Annotated in this window: 25 protein-coding genes; 17 read left to right on the forward strand and 8 right to left on the reverse strand. The window is 74.5% G+C overall.

All coding sequences use genetic code 11. The features are described 5' to 3' along the window. Positions 1 to 116 precede the first annotated feature (116 nt). Positions 117 to 1,553, forward strand: a complete 1,437-nt coding sequence (locus ACFZP7_RS30465) for an NAD(P)/FAD-dependent oxidoreductase (protein ID WP_322501738.1) — start codon at positions 117 to 119, stop codon at positions 1,551 to 1,553. Between the two features lie 200 nt (positions 1,554 to 1,753). On the opposite strand, the gene ACFZP7_RS30470 is transcribed toward ACFZP7_RS30465, so the two are convergent. Continuing rightward, positions 1,754 to 2,404 (reverse strand): peptide deformylase, encoded by a 651-nt coding sequence (locus ACFZP7_RS30470; protein ID WP_385637131.1) that lies wholly within the window; start codon positions 2,402 to 2,404, stop codon positions 1,754 to 1,756. A 138-nt stretch (positions 2,405 to 2,542) separates the two neighbouring features. Here ACFZP7_RS30470 and ACFZP7_RS30475 point away from each other — a divergent pair, with 138 nt between their 5' ends. Continuing rightward, positions 2,543 to 3,964 (forward strand): PepSY domain-containing protein, encoded by a 1,422-nt coding sequence (locus ACFZP7_RS30475; RefSeq protein ID WP_019327648.1) that lies wholly within the window; start codon positions 2,543 to 2,545, stop codon positions 3,962 to 3,964. A gap of 68 nt (positions 3,965 to 4,032) precedes the next feature. Here the strand turns inward: ACFZP7_RS30475 and ACFZP7_RS30480 are convergent, their stop codons facing one another. Next, a complete protein-coding gene (locus ACFZP7_RS30480) occupies positions 4,033 to 4,380 on the reverse strand; it encodes a tetratricopeptide repeat protein (RefSeq protein WP_030975605.1) in 348 nt (115 codons plus the stop codon). A gap of 229 nt (positions 4,381 to 4,609) precedes the next feature. Between ACFZP7_RS30480 and ACFZP7_RS30485 the strand changes: the two genes are divergently transcribed. After that, positions 4,610 to 5,059 carry a DUF523 domain-containing protein gene (locus tag ACFZP7_RS30485; protein WP_385637134.1) on the forward strand — a complete coding sequence of 150 codons (450 nt, stop codon included), beginning with the start codon at positions 4,610 to 4,612 and terminating at the stop codon, positions 5,057 to 5,059. Between the two features lie 81 nt (positions 5,060 to 5,140). Here ACFZP7_RS30485 and ACFZP7_RS30490 read toward each other — a convergent pair whose 3' ends face one another. Further along, positions 5,141 to 5,800: a hypothetical protein gene (locus tag ACFZP7_RS30490; protein ID WP_385637136.1), complete on the reverse strand. Its 660-nt coding sequence runs from the start codon at positions 5,798 to 5,800 to the stop codon at positions 5,141 to 5,143. Positions 5,801 to 6,293: 493 nt separating this feature from the next. On the opposite strand from ACFZP7_RS30490, the gene ACFZP7_RS30495 reads away from it, so the two are divergent. Together ACFZP7_RS30495 and ACFZP7_RS30500 are read left to right on the forward strand one after the other, a co-directional pair. Further along, on the forward strand, positions 6,294 to 6,827 hold the full coding sequence (locus ACFZP7_RS30495) for a DUF2269 family protein (protein WP_019327653.1): 534 nt from the start codon (positions 6,294 to 6,296) through the stop codon (positions 6,825 to 6,827). A gap of 10 nt (positions 6,828 to 6,837) precedes the next feature. Continuing rightward, a complete protein-coding gene (locus ACFZP7_RS30500; protein WP_234310863.1) occupies positions 6,838 to 7,164 on the forward strand; it encodes a hypothetical protein in 327 nt (108 codons plus the stop codon). Between the two features lie 63 nt (positions 7,165 to 7,227). On the opposite strand, the gene ACFZP7_RS30505 is transcribed toward ACFZP7_RS30500, so the two are convergent. Next, positions 7,228 to 8,028 (reverse strand): thioesterase family protein, encoded by an 801-nt coding sequence (locus ACFZP7_RS30505; protein WP_385637138.1) that lies wholly within the window; start codon positions 8,026 to 8,028, stop codon positions 7,228 to 7,230. 153 nt (positions 8,029 to 8,181) lie between these two features. Here ACFZP7_RS30505 and ACFZP7_RS30510 point away from each other — a divergent pair, with 153 nt between their 5' ends. From ACFZP7_RS30510 to ACFZP7_RS30530, 5 genes are all read left to right on the forward strand, one after another. After that, on the forward strand, positions 8,182 to 8,412 hold the full coding sequence (locus tag ACFZP7_RS30510) for a DUF2945 domain-containing protein (protein WP_385637140.1): 231 nt from the start codon (positions 8,182 to 8,184) through the stop codon (positions 8,410 to 8,412). 7 nt (positions 8,413 to 8,419) lie between these two features. Further along, entirely contained in the window at positions 8,420 to 8,752 is a 333-nt protein-coding gene (locus ACFZP7_RS30515; protein WP_086878829.1) for a DUF3140 domain-containing protein, read from the forward strand. An 18-nt stretch (positions 8,753 to 8,770) separates the two neighbouring features. Continuing rightward, a complete protein-coding gene (locus ACFZP7_RS30520; RefSeq protein ID WP_385637143.1) occupies positions 8,771 to 9,226 on the forward strand; it encodes a hypothetical protein in 456 nt (151 codons plus the stop codon). A gap of 92 nt (positions 9,227 to 9,318) precedes the next feature. Continuing rightward, positions 9,319 to 9,825 (forward strand): MarR family winged helix-turn-helix transcriptional regulator, encoded by a 507-nt coding sequence (locus ACFZP7_RS30525; protein ID WP_031015962.1) that lies wholly within the window; start codon positions 9,319 to 9,321, stop codon positions 9,823 to 9,825. 151 nt (positions 9,826 to 9,976) lie between these two features. Next, the gene (locus ACFZP7_RS30530; RefSeq protein WP_385637146.1) at positions 9,977 to 12,079 is read left to right on the forward strand and encodes an MMPL family transporter; all 2,103 of its coding nucleotides are present in this window, start codon (positions 9,977 to 9,979) and stop codon (positions 12,077 to 12,079) included. A gap of 16 nt (positions 12,080 to 12,095) precedes the next feature. Here the strand turns inward: ACFZP7_RS30530 and ACFZP7_RS30535 are convergent, their stop codons facing one another. Together ACFZP7_RS30535 and ACFZP7_RS30540 are read right to left on the reverse strand one after the other, a co-directional pair. Next, positions 12,096 to 12,521, reverse strand: coding sequence for a pyridoxamine 5'-phosphate oxidase family protein (locus tag ACFZP7_RS30535; RefSeq protein WP_019327661.1), 426 nt, complete (start codon positions 12,519 to 12,521; stop codon positions 12,096 to 12,098). A 128-nt stretch (positions 12,522 to 12,649) separates the two neighbouring features. Further along, on the reverse strand, positions 12,650 to 12,865 hold the full coding sequence (locus ACFZP7_RS30540) for a hypothetical protein (protein ID WP_029393814.1): 216 nt from the start codon (positions 12,863 to 12,865) through the stop codon (positions 12,650 to 12,652). A gap of 215 nt (positions 12,866 to 13,080) precedes the next feature. On the opposite strand from ACFZP7_RS30540, the gene ACFZP7_RS30545 reads away from it, so the two are divergent. The 7 genes from ACFZP7_RS30545 (at position 13,081) to ACFZP7_RS30575 (ending at position 18,848) form a co-directional block, all read left to right on the forward strand. Continuing rightward, positions 13,081 to 14,085, forward strand: a complete 1,005-nt coding sequence (locus ACFZP7_RS30545; RefSeq protein WP_030975630.1) for a mechanosensitive ion channel family protein — start codon at positions 13,081 to 13,083, stop codon at positions 14,083 to 14,085. 137 nt (positions 14,086 to 14,222) lie between these two features. Further along, positions 14,223 to 14,858: a class I SAM-dependent methyltransferase gene (locus ACFZP7_RS30550; protein WP_385637149.1), complete on the forward strand. Its 636-nt coding sequence runs from the start codon at positions 14,223 to 14,225 to the stop codon at positions 14,856 to 14,858. A 138-nt stretch (positions 14,859 to 14,996) separates the two neighbouring features. After that, the gene (locus ACFZP7_RS30555; protein ID WP_019327665.1) at positions 14,997 to 15,182 is read left to right on the forward strand and encodes a hypothetical protein; all 186 of its coding nucleotides are present in this window, start codon (positions 14,997 to 14,999) and stop codon (positions 15,180 to 15,182) included. 21 nt (positions 15,183 to 15,203) lie between these two features. Then, entirely contained in the window at positions 15,204 to 15,911 is a 708-nt protein-coding gene (locus tag ACFZP7_RS30560; protein WP_220672150.1) for a hypothetical protein, read from the forward strand. After that, positions 15,908 to 16,849, forward strand: a complete 942-nt coding sequence (locus ACFZP7_RS30565) for a DUF6895 family protein (RefSeq protein WP_062133447.1) — start codon at positions 15,908 to 15,910, stop codon at positions 16,847 to 16,849. Before ACFZP7_RS30560 ends, ACFZP7_RS30565 begins: the two co-directional genes overlap by 4 nt. Then, the gene (locus ACFZP7_RS30570) at positions 16,846 to 17,766 is read left to right on the forward strand and encodes a DUF6895 family protein (protein WP_385637151.1); all 921 of its coding nucleotides are present in this window, start codon (positions 16,846 to 16,848) and stop codon (positions 17,764 to 17,766) included. Before ACFZP7_RS30565 ends, ACFZP7_RS30570 begins: the two co-directional genes overlap by 4 nt. After that, positions 17,763 to 18,848: a serine hydrolase domain-containing protein gene (locus ACFZP7_RS30575; protein ID WP_385637154.1), complete on the forward strand. Its 1,086-nt coding sequence runs from the start codon at positions 17,763 to 17,765 to the stop codon at positions 18,846 to 18,848. The genes ACFZP7_RS30570 and ACFZP7_RS30575 overlap by 4 nt, the downstream gene beginning before the upstream one ends. A 64-nt stretch (positions 18,849 to 18,912) precedes the next feature. Here the strand turns inward: ACFZP7_RS30575 and ACFZP7_RS30580 are convergent, their stop codons facing one another. Both ACFZP7_RS30580 and ACFZP7_RS30585 read right to left on the reverse strand, forming a co-directional pair. After that, a complete protein-coding gene (locus ACFZP7_RS30580) occupies positions 18,913 to 20,289 on the reverse strand; it encodes a carbohydrate-binding protein (protein WP_046251221.1) in 1,377 nt (458 codons plus the stop codon). 187 nt (positions 20,290 to 20,476) lie between these two features. Further along, the gene (locus ACFZP7_RS30585; protein WP_019327671.1) at positions 20,477 to 22,138 is read right to left on the reverse strand and encodes an alkaline phosphatase; all 1,662 of its coding nucleotides are present in this window, start codon (positions 22,136 to 22,138) and stop codon (positions 20,477 to 20,479) included. Positions 22,139 to 22,189: the final 51 nt, after the last annotated feature.

The following is a 22,189-nucleotide window of genomic DNA, read 5'->3' on the forward strand; positions in this document are numbered from 1 at the left end:
TGACCCTCTTCCTGGGTTCGGGTGCGTCGACCGTCGGCACAACACTGCCGACCTGGTGGGTATTCCGCGCACGTACCCATGTGGCCACGCCGCACACCACCCACCACACTGGCCCCATGACGCAAACGGATTCCATCGCGTACGACGTCGTCGTGATCGGCGCGGGCCCCGTGGGGGAGAACGTCGCCGACCGCACCCGAGCGGCCGGTCTCACCACCGCGATCGTGGAGAGCGAACTGGTCGGCGGCGAGTGCTCCTACTGGGCGTGCATGCCCAGCAAGGCCCTGCTGCGCCCCGTCATCGCCCGCGCCGACGCCCGCCGCCTGCCCGGCGTGGGCGGGGCGGGCCGCGATCCCCTGGACGCCCCGGCGGTCCTCGCCCGCCGCGACGCGTTCACCTCCCACTGGAAGGACGACGGCCAGGTCCGGTGGGTCGAGGGCATCGGCGCCGACCTGTACCGCGGGCAGGGACGGCTCGCCGGGCCGCGCACGGTCGAGGTCACCGCGCCCGACGGCACCCGCCGGACGCTGACCGCCCGGCACGCCGTCGCCCTGTGCACCGGTAGCGGCGCCGCCCTGCCGGACCTGCCGGGACTCGCCGAGGTCCGCCCCTGGACCAGCCGCGAGGCCACCAGCGCCAAGAGCGCGCCCGGACGGCTCATCGTGGTCGGCGGCGGAGTCGTCGCCGTCGAGATGGCCACCGCCTGGCAGGCCCTCGGCTCCCGGGTGACGCTGCTGGTGCGCGGCGACGACGGTCTGCTCGCCCGGATGGAACCCTTCGCCGGCGAACTGGTCGCCGAGGCGCTCACCGAGGCGGGCGTCGACATCCGCACCGGGACCTCCGTGGAGTCCGTGGTCCGCGAGAGCGGCACCGTCGTCGCCGTCACGGACCGGGGCGACCGTGTCGAGGCCGACGAGATCCTCTTCGCCACCGGCCGCGTCCCGCGCACCGGCGACCTCGGTCTGGAGACCGTCGGCCTGGAACCCGGCTCCTGGCTCCACGTCGACGACAGCCTCCGGGTCGAGGGCCACGACTGGCTCTACGCCGTGGGCGACGTCAACCACCGGGCGCTGCTGACGCACCAGGGCAAGTACCAGGCCCGCATCGCCGGCGCCGCCATCGCCGCCCGGGCCTCCGGCGAGCCGGACCTGGAGTCCGGCCCGTGGGGCGCGCACGCCGCCACCGCCGACCACGACGCCGTGCCCCAGGTCGTCTTCACCGACCCCGAGGCGGCCTCCGTCGGCCTCACCCTCGCCGAGGCCGAACGGGCCGGGCACCGCGTGCGCGCCGTCGACGTCGACCTCGCGACGGTGGCCGGCGCGAGCCTCTACGGCGACGGCTACAAGGGGCGCGCCCGGATGGTCGTCGACCTGGAGGACGAGATCGTCCGCGGTGTCACCTTCGTCGGGCCCGGCGTCGGCGAACTGATCCACTCCGCCACCGTCGCGGTCGCCGGCCGGGTACCGGTCGACCGTCTGTGGCACGCGGTCCCGTCCTACCCGACGATCAGCGAGGTCTGGCTCCGCCTGCTCGAGGCCTACCGGGACAACTGACCGCCGCCCCGTTCCGCGGCCTGCCCCGTTCCGCGGCCCGCCTCGCCCAGTTCCGCGGCCTGCCCCGGCCGCGGGCAGCCGCGCCTCCCCCCTCCGCTCGAGCGGAACCGAGAGCGGGGGAGGGGGCGCCGCGCACCCGGCACCGCCGCGCGTTCCCCGGGTCGTCCGTCCGCCCGTCCGCCCGTCCGCCCGTCCGCCCGTCAGGCCCCCGGCAGCCCGAACCCCAGCTCTTCCGCCGCCCGCTCCGGCGTGGCCTGCCCCCACCACTGCGCCATCGCCCGCGACGACGCCAACGACCGCGGCTCCGCCCGGTCCAGATACAGGACCCCGTCGAGATGGTCCGTCTCGTGCTGGACGATCCGCGCCGGCCACCCGGAGAACACCTCGTCAACCGCCCGCCCCTCCGGGTCCAGCGCCCGCAGCCGCACCTCGGCTTGGCGCGCCACCACCGCCTGCCAGCCCGGCACGCTCAGGCAGCCCTCGAAGAACGCGGCCCTGCCGTCCCCGACGGGCTCGTACGACGGATTGACCAGCACCCGGAACGGCTGCGGCACCCGCCCCCGGACCACCCGCACCTCCTCCGGCACCGGGGCCGGATCCTCGATCACCGCGATCCGCAGCCCCACCCCGACCTGGGGCGCGGCCAGCCCGACGCCCGGCGCCGCGTGCATGGTCCGACGCAGCGCCTCGACGAACCGCGCCAGCAGGGCCGGCGCCAACTGCCCGTCGAAGGGCTCGGCCACGCGCCGCAGCACCGGGTGACCGGCTTCGAGAATCGGCAACGGGCCGTCCACGGCGAGCAGTTCCTCGACGTGCTCGGCAAGACGCCCGTGATCACTCGGAGTTCCCATCGCGCCAGGATGCCACGGCGCGCCCCGCCCACCGTCCCCGTCACGTGACCCACGTCACGCCATGCGCCGGGAACCGCGTGTGCTCCGGACCCGACCACTGGGCCACCCCACCCCCACGACGCGCCCGGAGCAGCCTCGATGACCACCGCTTCCCCGACCCACACCGATCCGCTCCGTGGGCCGACGCCCCCGGCTCCGGGCCCCCGCCGCCGGTCGGCCCTGCGCCCGCTCGTCCTGCGCCTGCACTTCTACGCGGGCCTGTGCGTGGCCCCCTTCCTGCTGGTCGCGGCGGCCACCGGGTTCCTCTACGCCGCCTCGTTCCCGGCCGAGAAGCTGCTCTACGCGCACGAGTTGACCGTCCCGGAGCCGGGGGAGCGCAAGCTGCCGGTCTCGGAGCAGGTCGCCGCCGCCCGCGAGGCCCATCCCCGGGGCACGGTGTCGGCCGTGCGTCCCTCGCCCGAGGACGACGCCACCACGAGGGTGCTGCTGTCCGGCGTCGAGGGAGTGGATCCGGACCACACGCTCGCGGTCTTCGTCGACCCGTACACCGCCGAGGTGCGGGGCGCCCTGGAGCAGTACGGCTCGACCGGCGCCCTGCCCCTGCGCACCTGGGTCGACGAGTTCCACCGGGACCTGCACCTGGGCGAACCGGGTCGCCTCTACAGCGAGTTCGCCGCCAGCTGGCTGTGGGTGATCGCGGGCGGGGGCCTGGTGCTGTGGTTCTCCCGCCGCAGGGCCCGGCGCAGGGTGCGCGGCACCGAGGGAAGGCGCCGCACCCTCGGCCTGCACGGCACGGTGGGCGCCTGGGCGGCGGCCGGCTTCGTCTTCCTCTCCGCGACCGGTCTGACCTGGTCGACGTATGCCGGCGCCAACATCGAGGAGCTGCGCGTCCGGCTCGGACAGACCACGCCGTCCGTGTCGGCCTCGGCCGCCGGGGGCGGTGAGCACGCGGGGCACGGCGCGGCGGCGGGCGCCGGCGGGGACGCCGCGCACGGGGTCGGCCTCGACAGGGTCCTCGCGGCGGCGCGCGCCGAGGGGCTGGGCGATCCCGTGGAGATCGTGCCGCCCGCCGACGCCTCGTCCGCCTACGTGGTCAAGCAGATACAGCGCAGCTGGCCCGAGAAGCAGGACGCGGTGGCGGTGGATCCGGGGACCGGCCGGGTGACCGACGTCGTCCGCTTCGCCGACTACCCGGTGCTCGCCAAACTGAGCCGCTGGGGCATCGACCTGCACACCGGCGTCCTGTTCGGGCTGCCCAACCAGATCGCCCTGATGGCGCTGGCCGGCTCCCTGGTGTTCCTCGTCCTGTGGGGATACCGCATGTGGTGGCAGCGGGGCAGGGGACGGGCCTTCGGCCGCCCGGTCCCGCGCGGCGCGTGGCAGCAGGTGCCCCCGCTGCTCCTCGTCCCGCTGCTGGCGGCGGTCACCGTCCTCGGCTACTTCGTGCCGCTGCTCGGCATCCCGCTGGCCGCGTTCGTCGCGGTCGACGTGGCGCTGGGCGAGATCGCCCACCGGCGGGGGCGGCGGGCCGCCGCGGGGAGCAGGACGGCGAAGACCTGATCCGGCGGGTGCGGCGGTGGGCACGGTGTCGCGCCCACCGCCGCACCCGGCTCACCGGGGCCGGCCGCCTAGAGCCCCGCGAAGTCGCCCGACAGGGCCGCGGCGATGCGCAGCTGAGTGTCGGCCTCCTCCTGCCGCCCCTGCCGTTCGAGGGTGCGCCCCAGCAGCAGCCGGGCGTAGTGCTCGACGGGGTCCCGCTCGACGAGGGTCCTCAGCTCGGCCTCCGCGCGCCGCAGCTGGGCCGAGTGGTAGTAGGCGCGGGCCAGCAGCAGTCGCGGTCCGCTCTGCTCCGGCACCTCCTCGACCAGCCCGCTCAGGACCCGCGCGGCGGCGGCGTAGTCCTTGGCGTCGAAGAACATGCCCGCCCGCTCCCAGCGCTCCGCCGGAGTTCCGTGGTCGTAGTACGTCGTGTCCACTCGTGACCTCCTCTTCCGGCGACTGCAACCGATCCGTTCGGTTGAACATTCCACCACCGGCCGACCGTGGTGCGCGGGCCCCGGACGGACCGCTCCCGACCACCCCGCGCACGTCTACGTGCGTGCGGGCGTGCTGCCGGCGATCGGGATCGGGCTGTGGGTGGTGAACAAGGCGGTGATGAAGGCACGCGGCGAGGAGGACGAGCTGAGCGGGTCCTAGAGTGAGGGCATGGCAACGATCCTGGTGAGCGCGTGTCTGCGCGGGGTGCCCTGCCGGTTCGACGGCCGCCACAAGGCGTCGCCGGAGGTCGAGGCGGCGGTGGCCGGCCGTAGGGTCGTGCCCTTCTGCCCGGAGGTCGCGGGCGGTCTCACCACACCGCGCCGGCCCGCCGAACTGGTGGGCGGCGACGGGCACGACGTCCTGGACGGCACCGCGCGGGTGCTGGAGGATACGGGCGGCGACGTGACGGCGCAGTTCGTGGACGGCGCGCACCGCGCGCTCGAAGCGGCCCGGCGCAACGGGTGCACGGAGGCCCTGCTGATGCCGCGCAGCCCCTCGTGCGGACGGGCCCAGGTCTACGACGGTTCGTTCACCGGGGAACTGGTGCCGGGGGACGGGGTGACGGCCGCGCTGCTCGAACGCAACGGCGTCACTGTGCGACGGGCCCCCGCGGTCTGACGCGGTCCGGCGTGTCCGACACGGCCGGACCGCCGGCGCCCGGTGCGGTGCGGGCGCCGACGGTCCGGCCTGCGCGTCGCCTCAGGCGCCGAGGTCGTACAGGACGAACTCCTCCCAGGAACCGGAGATCTCGGTGGAGCGGGCGCGCAGCGCGTACTGGAGCGACCCGGTGTAGCTGTTCTCCATGGTCACGAAGAGACCGTTCAGCGTGGACTGGAGCGCCCAGCGGTCCAGGCTCTCGTTGTAGTACACGATGAACCGCTCCCAGCCGCCCACGCTCGTGGAGCGGGCCCGCAGCACGTTCTGGGCGCTGCCCGTGTAGTTCTTCTCCACCGCCACGTAGCGGTTGTTGGCCAGCGACTTCAGGGCGTACGTCTCGGTGGTCTCGTCCCACTCGAAGGCGAAGCTCTCCCAGGAGCCGCCGATCTCGGCCGAACGCGCCCGCAGGACACCGGTGTTCGGGGCGGCGTAGTTCACCTCGGTGGCGGCGAACCGCCCGTTGGCGACGGACTGCACGGCCAGCACTTCGGGCTCCGCGGCGGCGGCCGCGTCACCCTCGGCGAGCGGCGCCCGCCGCGCGTCCGCCTCCCCGTTGATGCGCGCCAGGTCGGCGGCGTCCACCGCCTCCCAGCCGGCGGGCACACCGGCCGGCCGGTCGGCCGACGGGGCCGCTCCGGCCGCCGGAGCGGACAGGGCGGAGACCGCCAGCACGGCGCTGAGGGACAGAAGGACGGAGGTCATGCGTCTCACAGGAATTCCTCGGCTTTCGTCACACGGAATCGGGGTGGCGAGGAAAAGGGCCCGCGGCATGCGCACGGCAACGGCAGCCCGCGCATCACGACATCGTCCCCGGAATTACTGCGCCCCCCACGACTGCCTCCACGCCCCTCCCCGGACGCGTCGGCAGCGGCTGCGCCACCTGGGCGAAGCGGATTCAGAATAGTGATCGCCGGGCGTTCTTCCGTAGTGATCCACGACTTTTTCGTACGCGCTCGAACCGAAACGCGCATGATTCTGAATTCCGCAATTCCTCGTTCATGCGCAAGTCGCTTCTCCTTGCCGTCGCGGTCACCTCGCCGATCGGATCGCCGCCCCGATCCGCCGCCCCGATCCGCCGCCCGCCGGCCCGCCCGGCGGGCGTACACCGTTCCCCGTGCCGTACGCCCCCGTCGGTATCCCGGGTTACTCCCCTCGCGGGACGCCCGGGCGGCCGCCGACCGGCAGCGTGGAGGGCGTGAGACTCAACCGCCCCGCTCGCCGGGCCCTCCTGGTCGTCCATGTCGTCGCCTCCGCCGGCTGGCTCGGGCTCTCGCTCGGGCTGCTGGCGCTGGGAGTCACCGCCGCCACCACCGCCTCCCCGGGGGCCCTGGAGGCCGGCGTCCGTGCCATGCAGCTCTTCGCCGACCGGCTGCTGCTCCCGCTCGCCCTCCTCACCCTCCTCAGCGGTGTGGTGCTGGCCCTGGGCACGCCCTGGGGGCTGGCGCGCCACCGGTGGGTGTTCACCAAGTTCTGGCTCACCCTGGCCACGACGGCCGCCACGGCCTTCGTGCTGCGGCCCGCGGTGGACTCCGCGGCCGAGGCGGTGGCCGCGGGCGGTCCCCTCCCCGACACGGGGGACGTGCTGTTCGGCCCGGTCGTCTCGCTGTCCTCCTACGTCTTCATGACGGTGATCTCCCTGCTCAAGCCGTGGGGCCCCACCCGGCGCGGGCGCCGGCCGCGCACCACGGCGGGGACCCGCGAGTCCGCTCCGCGGCCCGCCCGTTCGTAGCATGGGGTCCATGACCGACACCGTCCCCGACGCCGACGCCGCGGAGGCACTGGCACCCGGCGGGCGCCTGGTCGCGATGGTCGGACTGGGCGGCGCCGCCGCCGAGCTGCCGGTGGGGCGGCTCTACGCCAAGGACGCGAGCATCGTGGGCTTCGCCCTCAGCAACGCCACTACCGCCGACCTCGCCGACGCGGCGCGCGGCGTGGTGGGTCTCCTGCGCGACACCCCGTGGCGCCCGCGCGTCGCCGACCGGCTGCCGCTGTCGCTGACGGCCCGGACCCACCGCGCCCTGGAGGCCGGCGAGGTGCGCGGCCGGCTGCTTCTGACACCGCCTTGACCGTCCTTCGCGCCCGGCGGCACCGGCCCGTCACGCGGGGCCCCGCCCCGGCGCCTCCCGGGCTCACGGCTGCGGACGGACGGTGAGCAACTGCTGGGCGTGGCCCACCGGGCCGTCCACGTCGTGCAGCACCGTGCTGGTGATGCCCTGCCCGGTGGGGCCGAAGACGACCGTGGTGTCCAGGCCCGTCCAGCGGCCGCGCGGCGCCCGGTGCAGGTGCAGCGTCAGGTCGACGTTCGGGAACATCCACTCCTCGGGCGACTGCCGTACGGCGATGCCGTTGGCCGTGTCGACCAGTGCGACGTAGGACGCCAGCGGGCTCGCGGCCTCGCCGGCGACCAGGTCGAGCCCGGTGGAGACCCACGCCGTGGTGCGCCCGGGCTGCGGCGGGGCCAGGGGGCGCACGTCCAGGGAGGCGATGTAGCCGCCGGGCCACTGGGCGGCCATGGGCCAGGACGCGAGCGTCCCGGGCGCGGCGAGCCGCTCCGCGCCGCCCCCGGCGACGGAGCCGGTGTCCACGTCGGCCAGCAGCCAGGCTCTGGCCCGCACCTCGGGCCGGCCGGCGATCAGCACCGTCGCCTCGACCAGCTCGATGGTGCGGCCGGGACGGACGGTCTCCACCCGTATCTCGCACTCGTCCAGGGCCGGGCGCCCGAGGATGTCGAAGCTGATCCGGCTCAGCGACATGGCGGCGCCCGCCCGTCCGGCCAGGTGGCGGTCGACGGCGTGGACGATCAGGCCCCCGAGCGGACTGAAGTGCTGCTCGTTCTCGCTCCAGGCGCCGCCGGCGTGCGGGGTGGGCTTGTAGCGGTGCTCGTCGATGCGCTCGTAGTAACTGTCCGGGGTCGCTGTGCCGGTGCTCAACGGTGCTGCTCCTGGGACGACGGTGGCGGGGCCGCGCTCAGGATAGTTCCGCGTCCCACCGAGGAGTCGGCGCCCCCGGGAGGGGGACCCGTCGGCGTGTGCCGGACCGTCCGTACACCGTACGGCCCGGTCGCGATCGGAAGGAGCAGCCGCATGGCGAAGAACCGGGACGGGAACGGGAAGCTCGGCAAGGGCGACAAGGTCGCCTGGAGCAGCCACGGGGGACAGGCCGAGGGGAGAGTGGAGAAGAAGATCACCGAGCGCACCGAGGCCGCCGGCCGCACCGTCGACGCCTCGCCGGACGACCCGCAGTACCAGGTCCGCAGCGAGAAGTCCGGCAAGTCCGCGGTCCACAAGCCCTCCGCCCTGAAGAAGCGGAAGTGAGGGCGGCGTGGACGAGGACGAGCGCGAGGAGACCCGGGACCGGTTCGGCGAGCTGGTGAACATGACACCGGCCGCACTGGAGAAGTGGCTCGCCTCCGAGGAGTCGAAGGACGCCGGGCAGCACAAGGACGGCGGCGAGTCCACCGGTCACGCCTCCGGCCGCCGGATCGTGGAGCTGCTGCGGACCGCGCAGGGCGACCTCACGGACGACGACTACCGGCACATGCGCAAGGTCGTCGGCTACATCCGCCGCCACCTCGCCCAGCGTCCCTCCGGCGACGTACGGGAGACCCGTTGGCGGTACTCGCTCATGAACTGGGGCCACGACCCCCTGGCCTGACCGGAAGGAGAACGCCGCATGGAGGATGCGCACCGGCGCCCCGAGGGCGTCAGCGACGAGACGGTGGCCGCCCTCGGTTCCCTGTCCAAGGCACTGGAGACGACCGAGCGCGCCCGCGGTCACCTGTTCTCCTTCCACCAGCTCACCGGCACGGCCGACCTGGAGCTGGACCGCGCCGTGGAACTGCTGCGGGCGGCGGGGCACCACGAGTGGGCGGAGCGGGTGGAGCGGGAGATCCTCGGACGCAACGTCATCCCCGGCCACTGGACGTTCCAGATCGTCGAGGCGTACGACCGGACGTACTACGAGGCGTTCAAGGAGCTGGAACGCGAGGCGGTGGACCGGCTCGCGCAGGGCCGCGACCACCTGTTCGAGGCGGAGATGAAGGAGAACCGTCGCACCCGCGGCCACCCGGACCACACGGCGCGCCCCGACAGTCCCGGCACGCGCCCGCCGAACGCTCCGTTCACCTGAGGTCGCGGGCGTCCGCCCGGCGCCCGCCCCGCCCCGCGCGGCCGCCGGTGGGCGCGGGCGTGGGCCGGACCGGCCTTCTATACGCTGATCGCGTGGCGACAGCGAAGCGGCGCGGACAGGACGCGCGTGAACGGGGGACCGGTGGCGGGCCGGAGGCGGGCGACCTCCAGACCCTGGCCGTGCACATGCGGCGGATGAACGGTGAGATCAACCGCCTCGTGCAGAGTTTCGCCGGCACCCACGGCCTGCACGCCACCGACGTCCACGCCCTCGCGGCGATTCTCGACGCCGACGAGCCCATGACGCCGGGGCGGCTGCGCGAGCACCTGGGGCTCACCTCCGGCGCGGTGACGGCCTGCGTGGACCGGCTGGAGCGCGCGGGGCACGTCCGCCGGGTCCGCGAGAGCGCCGACCGGCGCGTCGTCCACCTGCACTACGTACCCGACGCCCGCGCCGCCGCCCGGACGTACTTCCGTCCGCTGGCCGGCGCGGCGGCGGCCGCCCGCGCGCGCTTCGACGACGCGGAACTGGCGGTCGTGCTGCGCTTCCTCGCGGTGATGAACGAGGAACTGGCCCTGGTGCGGTCGGACGACCGCTGATTCCCGGACGCGTGGCGCATCCGGGGGACGGGCCCGGGCAGTAGTAGGCATGTCAGGAGACGGACCACGACCCCCGACTGGTTCAATAATTGAGATTGTTTATGATCGAGTCACTTTCCGCTCCGCCGAGTGCCAGGAGAACCGAACACCCATGACCAACCCCGCCCGACGGGCCCGCTGGCTCGTCCCCCTCGTCCTGCTTCTGGTCTGGCTCGGCATCGGCGGGACACTGGGCCCGTACGCCGGGAAGCTCGGCGAGGTGGCCACCAACGACCAGGCGGCCTTCCTGCCCCGCAGCGCCGAGTCGACGCGGGTCGTCGACGCGCAGCGGGCCTTCCAGCAGGACGAGACCCTTCCGGTGATCGTCGTATGGACCTTCGACGACGGCGACGACGACGGTGGCGCCGCCGCCCACCGCGAGGCGGCCACCCGGTCGGTCGCCGCCCTCGCCGGCGAACCCGGCCTCGTCGGTCCCGCCTCGCCCGCCGTGCCCTCACGCGACGGCGAGGCCCTGCAGGCCGTCGTCCAGGTCGAACCCGACCTCGGCGACCGCCTGCCCGATGTCCTGGAGCGCATCGAGGAGGCCGCCGCGCAGGTCCCCGGCGCCCGGGCGCAACTCGCCGGACCGGCCGCCTCCCAGGCCGACCTCTCCGACGCCTTCTCCGGCATCGACGGGCTGCTGCTCGGCGTCGCGCTGATCACCGTGCTGGTGATCCTGCTGCTGGTCTACCGCAGCGTCCTGCTGCCCCTGGTGATCATCATCAGCGCGGTGTTCGCGCTGGGCCTGGCCTGCGCCGTCGTCTACGCGCTCGCCGACCGCGACGTCGTCCGCGTCGACGGGCAGGTGCAGGGCATCCTCTCCATCCTGGTCATCGGCGCCGCCACCGACTACGCACTGCTGCTCACCGCCCGCTTCCGCGAGGAACTCGCCCGCCACCCCGACCGCTTCGGTGCCGTGCGCGCGGCGCTCGGCGCCTCCTGGCAGGCCGTCGTGGCCAGCGCCGCCACCGTCGCCCTCGGCCTGCTGGCCCTGCTGCTCAGCGACCTCACCAACAACCGCGCGCTGGGACCGGTCGGTGCCATCGGCATCGTCTGCGCGGTCCTGAGCACGCTCACCTTCCTGCCCGCCGTCCTGGTCCTGCTCGGCCGGGCCGCCTACTGGCCGGCCAAGCCGGTCCGGGCCGGCGACCCGGAGGCCGGCCACCGCCTGTGGCACCGGATCGCCGAACGGGTGGACCGCGCCCCCCGCCGCGTCTGGGCGATCTCCCTGGCCGCGCTGGTGGCCTGCGCCGCCTTCGCGCCGACCCTCAGCTCCAAGGGCGTGCCGCTGGACGAGATCTTCGTGGGCGACGCCCCCTCGGTGACCGCCCAGCAGACCCTGGCGAGGCACTTCCCGGGCGGCTCCGGCAACCCGGCCGTGATCATCGCGGACGCCGACCGGCTCGACCCGGTCCTCGCGGCGGCCCGCGACACCGAGGGCGTGGCGTCCGCCGACGCGGTGACCGCCTCCGGCCGCCCGGGCGGCGGGGACCCGAAGGTGGTCGACGGACGGGTGCGGATCGACGCGACGCTGCAGGCGCCCGCCGACAGCGACGCGGCCAAGAGCACGGTGGCCCGGCTCAGGACGGCCGTCCACGCCGTGCCCGGCGCGGACGCGCTCGTCGGCGGCTACACCGCCCAGCAGTACGACACCCAGCGCACCGCCGAGCACGACCGCACGCTGATCGTGCCCGTCGTCCTCGCCATCATCCTGGTCATCCTCGTCGTCCTGCTGCGGTCCCTGCTGATGCCGGTGCTGCTGGTGGCGACGGTGGCCCTCAATTTCGTCGCCACCCTGGGCGTCTCGTCACTGGTCTTCACCCATGTGTTCGGCTTCAGCGGCACCGACGCCTCCGTCCCGCTGTACGGGTTCGTGTTCCTGGTCGCCCTGGGCGTGGACTACAACATCTTCCTGATGTCCCGGGTACGGCAGGAGTCGCTGGAGCACGGCGTGCGGGAGGGCATCCTGCGGGGCCTGACCGCCACTGGCGGCGTCATCACCTCGGCCGGCGTCGTGCTCGCCGCCACCTTCGCCGCCCTCGGCGTGATCCCGCTGGCCTTCCTGCTGCAGATCGCCTTCATCGTGGCCTTCGGGGTGCTCCTGGACACGCTCGTGGTGCGTTCCCTGCTGGTCCCGGCGCTGGCCCGGGACATCGGCGCCGTCGCCTGGTGGCCCAGCCGGCTCGGCCGGCGCACCCCGGCCCGCACCGAGTGACGCACGGTCCGCCGCGTCAGGCCCCGGCGGTTCCCGCGCCGGGGCGCACGGTGCCGAGGAAGCGCCGTACCGCGATCTCGACGACGACCCGCTCCGGGTTGGCCCGGGGCCGCCGGTAGCGGGCCGCGTACCGGGCCTCGGCGTCGCGGACCGCCTCGGCGTCGTACCGCACGGTCGCCACGCCCTCCAGGGTGGACCAGCGCCTGCCGTCCACCTGGCCCACGGCGACCACGGGACTCGCCGCCCGCTCGACGTTGCGCACCTTCGCGGTGCCCCGGCTCGTGATGACCCGCGCGGTCCGGGTGGCGTGGTCGTACGTCACCCCGACCGGGACGAGATGCGGGGTGCCGTCGGCGCGCGGCGTCGACAGGAAGCAGACCCGGCGCTCCTGCCAGAACGCCGTGAACTCGGCGTCGTCGTCGGGCCGTCGGTCGGTGTCCATCGGATCTCCTCGCCCGAGCCGCGGGGCCACTGCCGCCCGTTCCGTCCGCCTCAGGCACTCCCACACCCTACGACGCCCCGCGGCGCGCCTTGCCCGGCCGCCCCGGCATGTGTCGGGGCGGCGCGGGGTCAGGCGGCGTGCCGGCCCGGCGGGTGATGCCGCGCGGCGCGCCCCGGCCGCCCGGCCCCGGGCGCCGCGCCCCGGCCGCCCGGGATCAGCCGCAGATGCCGGCGCCGGGCGTGCCGGGGCGGCTCCGGATCGCCGAGGAGGCGGTCCTCCAGATACGTCATGGTGAACAGCAGCAGCCCCAGTACGGGCAGCAGCAGGACGGCAACGATGACCACGCCGCAGGTCCCCCTCCGCTGTGGACGATGCCCTTGCGGGTGCCCGGACCGGCGCCGGTGATGGGCCGTCGGAAGGTGAAGATGCCGCAACCGACGGACATATGGGGCGACCGGGAGGAAGGGGGCGGAGTGCGCCGGGTGTCATGTTCGAGCCGGACATGGGTAGGCGGGCCCGACGGCGAAGACACCACCCCGAGAACGGAGCACCTGAGCCGATGTCGCACACCGCACCACCCACCGGCCCGAGCACGGCCGCGCAGTCGGCGGCCTCGTGGTCGGACTGGATCGGCGACCACACCGCGGCGCTGATCGGCATCCCGCTGCGCATCGCGCTCATCGTCGTGGTCCTGCTGGTCCTGCGCGCGGTGGCCAAGCGGGCCATCACCCGTGTCGTCCAGCGCGTGCTGGAACCGTCGGCCGGCGAGAGCGAGAGCAGCCGTCCCCGGCGTTCGAACCGCGGGGCCGCCGTGCTGCACCGCGACCGCTCCCGGGCCCGGCAGCGCCGCGAACAGCGCGCCCGCACCATCGGCTCGGTGCTCAGCAGCGCCGTGACCATCGTCCTGTTCATGGTCGGCGTGGCCATGGTCCTGGACCAGGTGGGCATCGCGCTCGGACCGCTGCTGGCCAGTGCCGGAGTGGTGGGCCTCGCCATCGGCTTCGGCGCGCAGAGCCTGGTCGCCGACTACCTCTCCGGCCTGCTCATCATGATCGAGGACCAGTACGGCGTCGGTGACTCGGTCGACCTCGGGGAGGCCGTCGGCGAGGTGGAGCACGTCGGTCTGCGGCTGACGCACGTCCGCGACCTCAACGGCGGGCTGTGGCACATCCGCAACGGCGAGATCCTGCGGGTCCGCAACGACAGCCAGGAGTGGGCGCGCGCCGTCCTGGACGTCGCCGTGGCCTACGACGCAGACCTGGACACGGTCCACCGCGTCCTGGAGGACACCGGCCGCGCCCTGCGCCAGGACCCGGACTTCGCGGACGTACTGCTCGAGGACCCGGCGGTGTGGGGTGTGCAGTCCCTGGACGCCGACGGAGTCCTCGTGCGGCTCGCGGTCAAGACCGTGCCCCTCCAGCAGTGGGGCGTCACCCGTGAACTGCGCCGCCGGGTCAAGGAGGCCCTGGACGCGGCGGGCATCGACATCCCCTTCCCGCAGCGGACGGTGTGGGTGCGCACGGACGCCGAGGAGCCCGCCGGGGCCGACGCCCTGACGCGCTGACGGCGGGCGGGCCGCGGGTTTGCCGGAACCGCAAAGTTCTTTGTCGTCCCGGCGCCCGCCGATGCAGTCTGCGGGTGCGGCGCGCGACCGTCGCGCGCCCGGCCGTGCAGACGGCCCCGTCCGTCCCTGGAGGCATCATGTCCGACACGCCCGCCACGGCACCCGCGGCCGCGTTCTGGGAGGCCCGCTACCGCGACACCGACCGGGTCTGGAGCGGCCGCCCCAACGAACTGCTGGTCCGCGAGGCGAGCGACCTCGACCCCGGCACCGCGCTGGACCTGGGCTGCGGCGAGGGGGCGGACGCCGTGTGGCTGGCCTCGCGCGGCTGGCGGGTCACCGGCGTCGACATCTCCGGCACCGCGCTCGAACGCGCCGCGGGACACGCCGCGGACGCGGGCGTCGGCGACCGCGTCTCCTGGGAGCGCCACGAGCTGGGCCGGTCGTTCCCCGAGGGCTCCTTCGACCTGGTGAGCGCCCACTACCTGCAGTCGCCGGTGGAACTCGACCGGCCGGCGGTCCTGCGCGCCGCCGCGCGTGCCGTCGCCCCCGGCGGCACGCTGCTGCTCGTCCTGCACGCCGGCTGGCCCTCCTGGCAGACCGAGCCGCCCTTCGACGCCGTCTTCCCCACCCTGGACGGGGTCCTCGCCGAACTCGCCCTGCCGGACGCCGGGTGGACGGTCGAGACGAAGGAGACCGTCCGCCGGCCGAGCACGTCACCCGAGGGCGTCGAGGGCTACCGCGAGGACCACGTCTGGCGCCTGCGCCGAGCGTGAGGCCGGGGGCCGGCACGGACCGGTGTCCGATTTGTTGAAAAAGTTATCTCCTGAGTTTTTTGAGAAGAGAGGCATGCTTTGTGACTTCCCGGACACCTGTGGTGTGAAGGCCATTGGCTACCAGAGGGAGATGGTGAAATGCCTTCCAAGGACAAGGTGCTCGAGGAAGTCCGCACCGAGAACATCGACATCGAAGCAGCACTCGACCCCAGCGAGCCCGACGGAGTCTTCCGCGACAGCCGGGAGTGCGCGGCACTCGCCCTGCAGTCCGGAGGCACCTCCCTGCTGCTCTCCCCGCCGACCCCGCGCCCGAAGAAGGGTTGACGGACCGACGGGAGCAGTGAAATGGAGCAGTCGAGCACATCGGCCCTTCTCCAGGGAACGGTGCTGGACCTCGCTTCCGACGTGGTCTCCGCTCTTCGGAGCGGAGACCACGTGCGAGCGGGGAGCACCCTGGCGGCGGGCGGACCGGGCGACGGCGTGACGCGTGCGGCGGTACGCGTCCTCGGCGCCGACCTGCTGTTGCCCTCCACCCTGCTGGGGCGCGACCCCGGCCCCGCGCAACTCGCCGTGTTCCAGGAGGCGGTGGCGGCCCATCCGCCGCGCCCCGACGCGGCCCCGACCGTGTGGTGGAGCCACTGGGCGATGACCCGGGCCCTGCACCGGCTCGGCCACCCCCCTAACGGCCCGCTCGCCGACGGCGCGGGCGCGGAACCCGACGCCCGCTGGCTCGACGACGCCGGCTGGCAGCACCTGACCCACCAGCTCGCCGTCCTCGCCCCGCTCGCGCTGCCCGGTGAGGAGTGCGCGGTGCTGAGTGCCGCCCGGCGCCGGCCGGTGGACGTCGCCCGCGGCTTCGTACGGGCGGTGCGCCGCCGCGACTGGCAGCAGGCGGCCGGTGCCGGACGCTGGCTCACCCTCCTGGACGGGGTGCCCGACACCCTCGGCCTGGAGGCCGGGCTGGACTTCGTCCGGCTCATGGGCGGCGGCGACCCCAGGGTGGCCCTCCAGTTGGAGGCGGCACGGCTGATGCCCGCGGGAGTGCTCCTGTGAGCGCCCGGCGGGTCCAGGAGGCGGCCCTGGACTGGGTGTCGGCCCACCGCGACCGCTTCGCGCTCGGCGAGGACGCGCTCGCGGCGGACGGCCAGGTCAACCGCACCTGGAAGCCGCTGGGCGAACTGGCCCAGGTGTGCGCGTCGGTCTCCGCCCGCACCCCCCGCTCCGACCCGTTGCACGCGCGGGTGGCAGAGCTGCTGGACTTCGCCTGGCAGCAGACCCGCGAGGGCGAGATGTTCCCGCTGATGCAGTCGCTGGAGCCCTTCGCCACCTACCCGCTGGAGGTGTACGCGGCCTTCGCCTCGGCCGGCTACCGGCACCCCGGCTACGAGGCGTCGGCAGCGGTGGTGGCCCGCACCCGCGGCTGGCGGCTGACCGAGCAGTACCCCACCCGGCGGCTCGGCGTCATCGAGGCCGAGCGGCGCAGCGGCCTGCCCCCGCACGGCACGGTGCCGGGGGCGCTGGACCGGACCTGGCTGGGCGGCCTGCCCGAACCCTGGACCTTCGAACGCGCGGCCGGATACGCGCTGACCCACGTGGTCTTCCACCTCACCGAGTGGGGGCGGGCCCCGCAGGGCGTGCCGCCGGAGCTGGCGGACTATCTGCGGCACTGGCTGGCGCCCTGGCTCGACACCTGCCTCGAAGCCCGCATGTGGGACCTGAGCTGCGAGTTGCTGGCGGTGGCCGCGAGCCTGCCCGAGCCGCCGGAGCCGGCCGTCACCGAGGACGCCTGGCGCCGCGTCGCGGCCGCACAGCACACCTGCGGCGCCGTCCCCGAGGAAGGCGCGTTCCAGGACGCCGCCCCGCCGGCGCGGGACGACCCCTACGACTTCACCGACTGCTACCACTCCACCCTGATGGCCGTGTTCGCCGCGGCCCTCGCCACGGCCCGGCGGGAAGACGCCGAACACGCCGGACAAGGAGTGCCCGGATGACGGACACCCGACTGATCCACCGCGTCGGAGCAGGCGCCCTGGAATGGCTCTGGGCCCACCGCGACGGCTTCCGCCTGGAGCCCGACGTGGACCCGGAGATCGGCTTCCTGGAGCGCTTCAAGCCGATCGGCGAACTCGCCCTGATCTGCAAGGTGCTCTTCCGCGAGGGCGTCGCCGGCTCCCGGCAGGCGCATCTGGCCCGCCAACTGCTCGACCACGTCTGGCGCGAGACCCTCGACGGCGGCGGCATGCTGGTGCGCGGACAGCGCGTCGAACCCTTCTCGCCCGTGCCGTTCGAGGTGTACCTGCCCTTCAAGGAGCTGGGCTACAGCCAGCCCGAGATCGAGCGGGCCACCGTCCTCAACCACCGGCTGGACAGCTGGACGCGGTTCCCCGTGACCCCGACCAGGCGGCTGGGCCTGTCCGCCTTCCAGCGCCGCTTCGGCCTGCCCGCCCGGCCGCCCGAGGCCGACCTGGTCGGCACCACGTGGTTGGCCGGAACCCCCGAACCCTGGACGGTCGAGGGCCACACCGCCTACGACATCACCCACACCGTCTTCCACCTCACCGACTGGGGCGAGCGGCCCGACGGCCTGCCCGAGCCCGTCGCCGAGTACCTCGCCACCTGGCTGCCGGTGTGGATCGACGACTGGCTGGACCTGGAGCGCTGGGACCTGCTCGGCGAACTCCTCGTCGTGGACGCCTGCCTGCCCCGGCCCACCCTGGACGAACCCGCGTGGCGGGCCTTCGCCGCCGCCCAGCAGCCCGACGGCGCCATGCCCGCCGTACGGACGATGCCCGAGGGCGACCCCGACACGGTGTTCGACATGGTCTACCACCCGACGCTGGTCGCCGCCTTCGCCTCCGTGCTCGCCACCTCCCGCGCCCTCAGCGAGCTGGCGCACACCGCCTCATGACGGCCCGTCCCGTGCCCTGGCCGGGCGAGCCCGGGAACGAAGACCTTCCGCCCGCCCCCGCGCCCCCCGGGAGGGGCGACGAGGCGGCCCTGCGCGACCGGCTGGCCGAAGCCGTCGACGCCTCCGACGCGCCCGACGTCGTCTTCGCCGTCTCCCGGCACGGCCGGCGCACCCTCCACAGCGGCGGCACCGCACCCCCGCCCGCCGTCGCCCGGGAAGACCTCCGCTACGAGATCGGCTCGGCCTCCAAGACCCTCACCGGACTGCTGCTGGCCCTGCTGATCCGGCGCGGCGTGCTCACCGGAGCCGAACCGGCCGCCGCCTGCCTGGACCCGGGGCACCCGGTCGGCCCGCACCCCGTGACCCTCGCCCACCTCGTCACGCACACCGCCGGACTCCCCGCCCTGCCCGCCGACTTCGTCCCCCGCGCCCTGCCCGCCTGGCGCACCAACCCCTACGCCCGCTACCCCGCCGACCGGGTCACCGGCACCTTCCTGCGGCGCGGCCCCCGGCACCGCCCCGGGACCCGCTGGCACTACTCCAACTACGGCGTCTCCGTGCTCGGGCACGCCCTCGCCGCGGCCACCCGCACCCCCTGGGAGGACCTGCTCACCGGCCAGGTCCTGCGCCCCCTCGGCCTGAGCGGCACCGCCCTGCGCGCCGAGGACGAGAAGACCGACGCCACCGGCCACCGCAAGGACGGCCGCACCCCGGTCCCGGCCTTCGACGCGGGCGGTTTCGCGGCGGCCGGAGCCGTCCGCTCCACCCCGCACGACCTGCTCACCTTCCTGGAGGCGCACCTCGACCCGGCCCGTTCGCCGGCGGCCGGCGCGCTGCGGGCGGTACGCGTGCCGGTCCTGCGGCGCGGGCTGGGCCACCGGCACGTGCACACCGTGGCGTGGTTCCGCCACCCCACCGACGGCGGGCCGATGTACTTCCACAGCGGCGCCACCCTCGGCCAGCAGGCGTTCCTCGGCTTCCGGCCCGACACCGGCACGGCCCTGGCCGCGGTCTGCACCCGGCGCTTCCGCGCCCGGGACCCGTTCATCGCCACCGCCTACGCGCTGCTCGCCGGGGAATGACGAAGGCGCGGGCCCGCCTCGGCGGCGGCCCCGCGCCCGAGCCGTACGGCGGGCTCAGCCTCCGTCAGACACGCTGCCACAGGGCCGGCGTGGCCTCGGGTGACCAGACGCCCTGCGCCTGGTGGTTCTGCAGGCAGCGGTACCGCAGCCCCGCGTGGGACACCGTCGCCCCCACCTCGTAGACCCGGCCCGCGGCCCACGCGTCCGCCGCCGCGTTGTCCTGCGGCGCGGGCGTGCCCGTCTGGGCCGAGGTGGTCCTCAGGGTGAGGCCGAAGTCGCTGAGCAGCGGGTTGACCGGCTGGTAGAACGTCGTCCCGCCGCCGGTGCAGTCGCCCGAGCCGCCCGACGTGGTGCCCTGCGCCTGGGTGCCCGCGACGAACGGGCCGCCCGAGTCGCCGGGCTCGGCGCACACCGTGGTCCGGGTGAGCCCGTCGACGGTGCCCTGCGGGTAGGTGACGCTCGTGTCGTGCTGCTGGACCGTGCCGCAGTGCCATCCGGTGGTGGAGCCGGAACGGCACACGGACGCGCCCACCAGCGCCTCCACCGAGCCGGTGACCTGCACCTTCTGGTCGTTCTCGCCCTTCACGTCCGGGGTGGCGGTCCAGTCGGCGTTGACGCCCACCCAGGCCATGTCCTTGCCCGGGAAGGTGGACGCCTGGAAGGTGCCCTGGTCGGTCTCGTCGAACCCGGTGGTCTTCGCCCCCGGCCCGCCGCAGTGGCCAGCCGTGGCGAAGCCCTGCTGGTCGTCCTTGGTGACGGAGAAGCCGATGGAGCAGCGGGCCTGGCCGTCGATGTAGTAGGCCTCGCCGCCGACGAGGTCCTTGAACACCCGCGGGCGCTCCGACGACACCCGGACCGTCACGTCGGCGGCCTCGGCGCCGGCGGCCTCGACGAGGTCCGCCCCCGCCGACTCGCTGGTGGCCTGGACCACGATCCGGTTGGTCCTGACGTCGACGAACCGGACCGGCGTCTCGGCGGCCCCGGTGCGCGCGGCGGCGGCGTCCAGCTTCTCCTTGACGGCGCGCAGCTCCGCCAGCCCCTTGTCCACGACCGCCGCCTTGGCCCCCTGCGCCTCGATGGCGGCGGTGTCCGCGGCGTCCGTGGTGGCGACGGTCAGCTCGGCGGAGGTCGCCCCGCTCACCCAGGCCCCGGCGAAGCGGTCTCCCAGCGTGTTGCGCAGCATCCCCGCGCGGGTGCCGGCCTCCGCCTCGTTGACCAGCCTGGCCGACGCCTGGTCGGGGGTCAGTCCGAGGTCCCGTCGCATGGCGCGCAGCACCTGCGCCGGGGGTGCGTCCGCGCCGAGCGTCCGGGCGGCCGCGGACACCGGCCCGGGAGCGGGCGGCGGGGCCGCCGACGCGGCGGCGGGGAGTGCGGTCAGGACCAGGGCGCCGAGCGCCGTGAGGGCGGCGCGGCGGCTGCGCGCGGCATGTCTGCCGACCATGCGATGTGCCTCCTTCGGGGGCTGTGCGAGACAGCGGGTGTCGATGGGTGACCGTGGGTCACGGTGCGGCGAGGTCTCAGTCCTTGCCGCGAGGATCCGCGGCCATGTCGCGACCGGGCGTCTTTCGCGCGATGGGGGACGCGGCGGGTGGCATGTGCAGTACGCGGGCGTGCGGGACGCGCCGCGCTCAGGCGGGGGTCAGTCCCGGATTGCCCGCCTCGGTGACGAAGGACGCGGCCGTGGTGACGGGGGCGCCGGGCGTACTGATGGCGGAGACCGTCCGGAAGTCCAGGCGGGCCGCCTGGCGGCCGAGTTCGACGCGGACGTAGCCGCGCTTGCCGTTGTAGAACTTCATGTGCGGGTTGGCCCGCATGTACAGGTCCCAGTTGGCGGGCTGCTCGACGCCGTCCCGGCCGCTGGCCACCGAGGTGCAGGTGACCTCGGTGCCGACGGTGGCGGACGCCGGGTCGTCGAAGTCCTCCTTGACGTCGAGGGCGTAGCCCACGTGCACGTCACCGGTGAGGATCAGCCAGTTGTCGATGCCGGCGGCCTTCGCCCCGGCGACGACCCGGTCGCGCGAGGCGCGGTAACCGTCCCAGGCGTCCATCGAGAGCGCGGCGTCGGCGGTCACGTCGAACTTGCGCTGCGAGAAGCACACCTGCTGGGGCATCACGTTCCACAGCGCCGTGGAGTTCTGCCAGCCGTCCAGCAGCCACTGCTCCTGCGCGGCACCGGTGATGGTGCGCGCCGGGTCGTCCGACTCGGGCCCCGGGGCGTGCGGCCGGTCGTCGTAGGCCTGGTCGGAGCGGTACTGCCGGGTGTCGAGGATGTCGAACTGGGCGAGTGTGCCCCAGTGCAGGCGGCGGTAGAGCTGGGCGTCCGGTCCCTGCGGCAGCTGGGCGGCGCGCAGGGGCTGGTTCTCCCAGTACGCGCGGTAGGCGGCGGCCCGGCGCAGCAGGAACTCCGCCGGCGGGATGGCGTTCTCCGGGATGTCGTCGGCGTAGTTGTTCTCCGTCTCGTGGTCGTCCCAGGCGACCACGAAGGGGTGCGCGGCGTGGGCGGCCTTGAGGTCCTCGTCGCTCTTGTACAGCGAGTAGCGCAGCCGGTAGTCGGCGAGGGTCATGGTCTCGCGGTTGAAGACGTCGGGCAGGACGCGGTCGGTGTAGCGGCGCTCGCCGCCCGCCGCGTTCACCGCGTACTCGTACAGGTAGTCGCCGAGGTGGAAGACCACGTCGACGTCGTCCTCGGCCACGTGCCGCAGCACCGTGTAGTAGCCGTCCATGTAGGCCTGGCAGGCGACGGCGCCTAGTTTCAGCGACGAGGTCGCGCTGGTGGCCGGCGGAGCGGTGCGGGTGCGGCCGGCGGGGCTGATCCACGCGCCCGCGCGGAAGCGGTAGTAGTACACCGTGCCCGGCGTCAGCCCCTGCACGTCGACGTGGACGCTGTGGTTGTACTCGGCGTGGGCCTCGGCGGTGCCCCGGAACAGCACGGCGGCGAAGTACTCGTCGAGGGCCACCTCCCACTCGACCGTGACCCGCTCGGTGCCCATGCCGCCGTCCTCCAGGAACGGCTCGGGCGCCAGTCGGGTCCACAGCAGCACCGAGTCCGGCAGCGGGTCGCCGGACGCGACACCGAGGGTGAACGGGTCCTTGGTGATCCGGGCGGTGCGCCGGGGGGCGGCCACCGCGCCGCGGGCCGGGAGGTTGGTGGAGAAGGCGAGCGCGGCGGCGGCCGCGGTGACGGTGAGGAAGCGTCTGCGGACCAGGTGCCGGGAGGCCATGGCCATCACGGCGTCGTGCGGGGAGAAGGCGTGGTCGGCCGGTCGGCGGGGACGGCCCGTGGGCGCCATCTGGGGTCCTCTCGTACGGGGCGGGCGTCCACCCGGGATGCGCGGACCCCG

It is taken from the genome of Streptomyces sp. SudanB5_2050, assembly GCF_964272335.1.
Classification (GTDB): domain Bacteria; phylum Actinomycetota; class Actinomycetes; order Streptomycetales; family Streptomycetaceae; genus Streptomyces; species Streptomyces rochei.